This is a genomic window from Mesorhizobium sp. M7A.F.Ca.CA.002.04.1.1 (assembly GCF_004022805.1).
GTDB classification, from domain to species: Bacteria; Pseudomonadota; Alphaproteobacteria; order Rhizobiales; family Rhizobiaceae; genus Mesorhizobium; species Mesorhizobium ciceri.
This window is the reverse complement of record NZ_RZPL01000394.1, coordinates 1-5,190: the sequence shown is the minus strand read 5'-3', so window position 1 is coordinate 5,190 and position 5,190 is coordinate 1. Positions and strand designations below refer to the sequence as shown.

Below are 5,190 nucleotides of genomic sequence, written 5' to 3'. Positions count from 1 at the left end.
CTTGAAAAGCCCTTCTATGACGACCTCGTCGCGATCGCGGCGACCAGGGAGCTGACGCTCGCTGCTCTTGTCGCCGAAGTCGACGAGACGCGGCCCCGCGACACCAACCTGTCCTCGGCGTTGAGGCTCCATGTGCTGGAGTGGGCGAAGCGAGGAGAGAGCATCTAAAGGCTTTCGACCGCGTCGTCCTTTTTCCTGCGTCTGGTGCCAAAGCCAAGCAAGGTCGAACGCTCGCGCTCCTCGGCCTGTTTCCTGGACCGCACGCGCATCAGATCCTTCCAGCCGACATAGCCGACCAGCAACGAGCCTTCGCGAGTGACGACGGGCAGATGGGAGACGTTGGCCATCAGCAGCTTGTCGGAGAGGCCTTCGAGATATTCGTCCGGATAGGCCAGCGTCACCTTGCTGCCGGCCAGCAACGCGCCAAGCGTGGTGGTGCGGTGCGTGCCGGCGCGTCTCCAGCGCAAGATCGCCGGCGGATCGATGAGGCCCAGCACCTGACCGTTCTCGTCGACCACCGGGAAACTCGGATGCCGTGTTTCCGGCGCCGTCAGGAACGCTGCTGCGCCATGCAGCGTCATCGTCGCCGGCACGCTTTCGACCTGCGACGTCATCACCTCGCGCACCCTGGTCAGGGCGAAAGGGTCGACACGGTATTCGCGAACCAGATGGTGTCCCCTTCTGGCGATCTTTTCGGTCAGGATCGAACGCTTCATCAGAAGCACGGTCACGGCATGCGCCGCGGCGCAGGCGGCAATCAGCGGCACCAGCATATGTGTGTTGCCGGTCAGTTCGACGGCGAAGAACGTGGCGGTCAGCGGCGCGCGCATCGTGCCGCCCATGGTGGCGGCCATTGCCAGCAGCGCCCAGAAACCCGGATCCGCGGCAGGCAGAACGCCGGCGAGCACAGCGCCCATAGCCCCGCCCATGATCAACAGCGGCGCCAGCACACCTCCCGACGTTCCCGAGCCGAGCGCTACCGACCAGATGATCGCCTTGACCACCAGCAGCAGGAGTGCCGCCGTCGCGACGGTGCGGCCATCCAGCATGTCGGTGATGTTGTCATAGCCGACACCGAGCGCGTGCGGTTCGATCAGCCCGCCTATGCCGACCACCAGGCCGCCAAGCATCGGCCACCACATCCAGTGGATCGGCAGCTTCTGAAAACCGTCCTCGCAGGCATAGACCATCTGCGTCAGCAGTCCCGACAGAAGTCCTGCACAAACGCCGATCGCCACCCAGCCGGCAAGGCCGACAAAAGACACCTCCATGCCGCCCTGAAACGGAAAGATCGGCCCGGGCAGATGCAGCATGGTGCGCTCGACCTCGGCGATAACAGCCGCGACCGCCACCGGAATGAAGCTGCGCGGGGTCCATTCGAATAGCAGCAGTTCGACCGCCAGCATGATGGCGGCGATCGGTGTTCCGAACACCGTGGTCATGCCCGCTGCCGCACCAGCCACCAGCAGGGTCTTGCGCTCGTTGTCGCTGACCGGCAGCATCTGCGCGATCAGCGAGCCGATCGCGCCGCCTGTCATGATGATCGGTCCTTCCGCGCCGAACGGTCCGCCGGAACCGATCGAGATCGCCGACGACAGCGGCTTCAGGATCGCCACCTTGGCGTCGAGTTTCGAGCGCCCGAGCAGGATCGCCTCGATGGCTTCGGGAATGCCGTGGCCGCGGATCTTCTCGCTGCCATAGCGCGCCATCAGGCCGATGATCAGCGCACCGATCACCGGAACGAGGACGGCGGCAAGCCCAAGCGGCGTGTTCTCGAGCTTCAGGTCGGCAAGCGAGAACTGGCCGAAATAGGCAATGTTGGTGGCAAGCCGGATCAGCTTCAAAAGCGCGATGCCGGCAAACAACCCGGCTGTCGCCACCACCACGGCAATGGCGGCGACGAGCAGAACCCTGGGATCCGTGGTGAAATCGCGCAGGTGCTCCGGGTTCGAATGATGGGTCTTCATGGCAGTTGCTTCCTGGCGGCGGCCGTATGTCTGGGGTGCGGCACGGTCGAAGCGGCCAGCCGGGTTTGTCGGTGGCTATGTATCGTAACACGATATAAATATTCAAGCCGGTTTCGCCCGAAATCCGTTTGAGCTTTCGCCGGAAAACGAACACATGTCTGATATGTCGCAGCCACGAGAACAACGTCCCGCCATCAGCCAGGCCGATTACCAGCGGCTGTCGGAGTTTCGCTACCTGATCCGCCGGTTCCTCGAATTCAGCCAGGTCCAGGCGGAAGACGCCGGCCTGACCCCGCGCCAGCATCAGGCGCTGCTGGCGATCAAGGGATTCCCCGGCGGCGGCCCGGTGACGGTTGGCGATCTCGCGGAACGCCTGCGCATTCGCCACCACAGCGCCGTCGAACTGGTCAACCGTCTCGGCGAGGCAGGGCTGGTCACAAGGGATCAGGACAAGGACGACCATCGCCGCGTGCTGCTGCAACTGACCGAGCGCGCCGACGATTGCCTGGCCGAGCTGTCGGCGGCGCATCTCGACGAACTGTCACGCATCGAACCGATGCTGCGGCGGCTGCTCGATCGAGACCGTGGGTAGTCGACTACTACTGCAGCGACTTCAGCAGATTGTCGATCGTGAACGGATTGGCCTTCGGCTTGGCCGGCGGCGGATTGTCGTTGGCCTGCGGCAGCGGCGCCCGCTCCACCTTCGGAGACTGCGCGGCCTTGCGTTCGGCTTCGAGCCTTGCCTTTTCCTGCGAGGCAATACGCATCGCCTCTTCCGCCTTCTGCCGCTCCTGCTCGGCCTGCGCCTTGGCGGCCTCGTCGGCGGCCTGCTTTTCGGCAGCCGCCTTCGCTTCGGCATCGGCCTTGGCTTTGGCATCTGCGTCCGCCTTGGCTTTCGCCTCCGCGTCGGCCTGAGCCTTTGCGTCCGCCTCAGCCTGAGCCTGTGCATCCGCTTCGGCCTTGGCCTTGGCGTCAGCTTCGGCTTTGAGCCGCGCTGCTTCCTCCTGCCGGCGCAATTCCTCGGCCGCCTTGTCGCGAGCATCCTGCCGCGCAGCGTAATAGCGCACTTCGCGCCGCAGCCGCTGCTTCTCGAGCAGCGCGGCCTGCATCGCCTCGACGCGCTGCTGCTCCTTCTCCAGCGCGCGCTGGGTCAGGAACTGCGCCAGCGGCTCACTGTCGAATGCTCGTTTGACCGCGCCGAACGGCCCTTCGGCGGTGAAATTCACAACCGGCTCGGAGCCGACCAGCGCCTCGTCGCCAGGCCGATAGGTGATCGCACCCTTGGCCGACACCGTGGCCGCGTTGAGATCCGCCGTGATGTCGGCGGACAAGGTCGCCGCTGGATTTTCCAGGCTGACCGGCGGCGCCCGCAGCGTGCCGCCGGCAACCGTGAAGGCTATGTCGGTATCGCCAGCGGCAAAGCTGCCATCAGCGGCAATCTCGGGCGCGAAGCCGGCGGTCTTGGCCGCATCGATGTCGCGCCCGATCGCATCCGCCTTGGCGAGGAACGCACTGAACGCATCTGGATTGAGGCCAGCAACTTTCACGCCCTTCAACGCCGCAGTTCCGGAGCCTGACAAGGCAGCCACCATCCCTTCGACCGATTTGCCGCTGCTTGACAGCGCCGTCGAGAAATCGCCGATGCCGCTGATGCCGGCATCCGGCAGCACGGTCGCCAGATCGGCGCCCGCCAGTTTCATCTGGCCAGAGAACAGTCCGGTGCCGTTGTTGTTCTTCAACTCGAATAGGCCGGTCAGCGCCCCGCCCAGCAACTTCGCCTTGAGATCCGAAACGCGGATGCCTTCCTGGTCGAGCTTGAGCGAAAAGGCGGCGTCATAGGCGGTGGCGAACCGGCCGGCGGCCAGTGCTGCCGTCGTCAGGTCGAGGTCGGCGGTGAATGGCAGGCTGGATTTCTGGCTGAACGGTGTCGCCGGCCACACGCCACCCTTGCCTGCCCGGTCTTTGGCTGCGCCCTCCTTGTCGGCTAGAAAGGCGGAGTCGCCGAACAGCGCCACCGCCAGGGGATCGAGGTCGAGTTCGTCGAGCGCCAGCGCCCCGGCCAGATGTGGCACGCCGTCCTTTACATCGATATTGACGTCGCCGGACACCGCCGCTTCGTTGATGGCGCCGCTGAGTTCGTCCAGCACCAGCAGGCCGTTGCCGTAGTCGCCCTGCGCGGCGAGCGACGTCGACATGCCCGCCCCCATGCCTGGCAGGCCGATGCCCGACGTCATCAGCCACGGCTCGATGTCGGCGGCATCGAGGCTGAGCTTGCCCTTGGCGGCGAGGCCTTGCGGCGTGTCGGCGATCGTTCCCTCGAAACCGGCCTTGAAGTCATTGCCGGCAAGGCTGAAATTCGTCGCCAGGCCGCCGCCAAACGTGCCCTTGGCCTGAATATCGGTGTTTGCCTCGCCCAGCATGCCGAGCGGCAGCGCCGGCAGGCCATAGAGCGCCAGCAGCGCGGTGGCATCAGGGTTCTTGGCGTTGAAGGTCAGCGCCACCGGCGCTTCGAGAAGCTTGTCCACCACGCCCTTCCCCGACAGCGACGCCGAAAAGGCCGAGCCGCCGGCCTTGCCTTGCCCGCTTACCGCCAGGCCCGTGGTGCCGTCGCCATTGTCGGCTGCACTCGCCACCAGGTCGATGCGCGCATCCTGGAACAGCTCGGGATAGGCAGCAGCACGGCTCGACAGTCCCCTGAGCACGGCACTGTCGGGATAGTGCTGGGCGGCGACATCGATCAGCGGCTTCAGATCGACGGCAACCACCGACGCATCGAGCTTGCCGGTCGGGCTCGCGGGGAAATCCTTGATCCGGCCGGTGGCGCTGATCGAGGCGCCGGCCAGCCCGCCCACCGAAAGCCGGTCGATTTCGAGCAGCCCGTCGCGCAGCCTGAGCGCCGTGTCGACCGTGTCGGCGGTCAACCCACCGGCGTTGACCGGCCCGGCCTTGATCTGGAAATCGAGGTCGCGGTCGGCAAAGCGATTGGCGCCCTTGTCGCTGACGAAGATCGAGGCGAAGGCCGCCAGCCCGTCGACATCGAGATCACCGCCTTCAAGCCGCATCAGCACCGAGGGCTTGGCATCGTCGGGCTGGCTGGAATCGATGCGGCCGGAAAACTTCGCCTTGCCCAGGATCAGTTCGAGATCGCTGAAGGCCTGGCGCTTCTGCGAGAGGTCGACCTTGGCCTTGAAGCCGGCGGCCGGCAGGCGGCGGATCGCCTCGT

General features: G+C 65.6%; 4 protein-coding genes. 2 read left to right on the top strand and 2 right to left on the bottom strand.

Going from position 1 to position 5,190, the window contains the following annotated elements:
* Window positions 1-168: ribbon-helix-helix domain-containing protein (locus ENZ75_RS19945; protein WP_128278264.1), on the top strand; the 168-nt coding region annotated here is incomplete at its 5' end.
* Here ENZ75_RS19945 and ENZ75_RS19940 read toward each other — a convergent pair.
* Window positions 165-1,967, bottom strand: coding sequence for a chloride channel protein (locus ENZ75_RS19940; protein ID WP_013531013.1), 1,803 nt, complete (start codon window positions 1,965-1,967; stop codon window positions 165-167). The two genes, ENZ75_RS19945 and ENZ75_RS19940, sit on opposite strands and share 4 nt — an antisense overlap.
* A 154-nt stretch (window positions 1,968-2,121) precedes the next feature.
* Here ENZ75_RS19940 and ENZ75_RS19935 point away from each other — a divergent pair, with 154 nt between their 5' ends.
* On the top strand, window positions 2,122-2,559 hold the full coding sequence (locus tag ENZ75_RS19935) for a helix-turn-helix domain-containing protein (RefSeq protein ID WP_013531012.1): 438 nt from the start codon (window positions 2,122-2,124) through the stop codon (window positions 2,557-2,559).
* 7 nt (window positions 2,560-2,566) lie between these two features.
* Here the strand turns inward: ENZ75_RS19935 and ENZ75_RS19930 are convergent.
* Window positions 2,567-5,190 (bottom strand): AsmA-like C-terminal region-containing protein (locus ENZ75_RS19930; protein WP_128278263.1); only part of this gene is annotated, 2,624 nt, incomplete at its 5' end.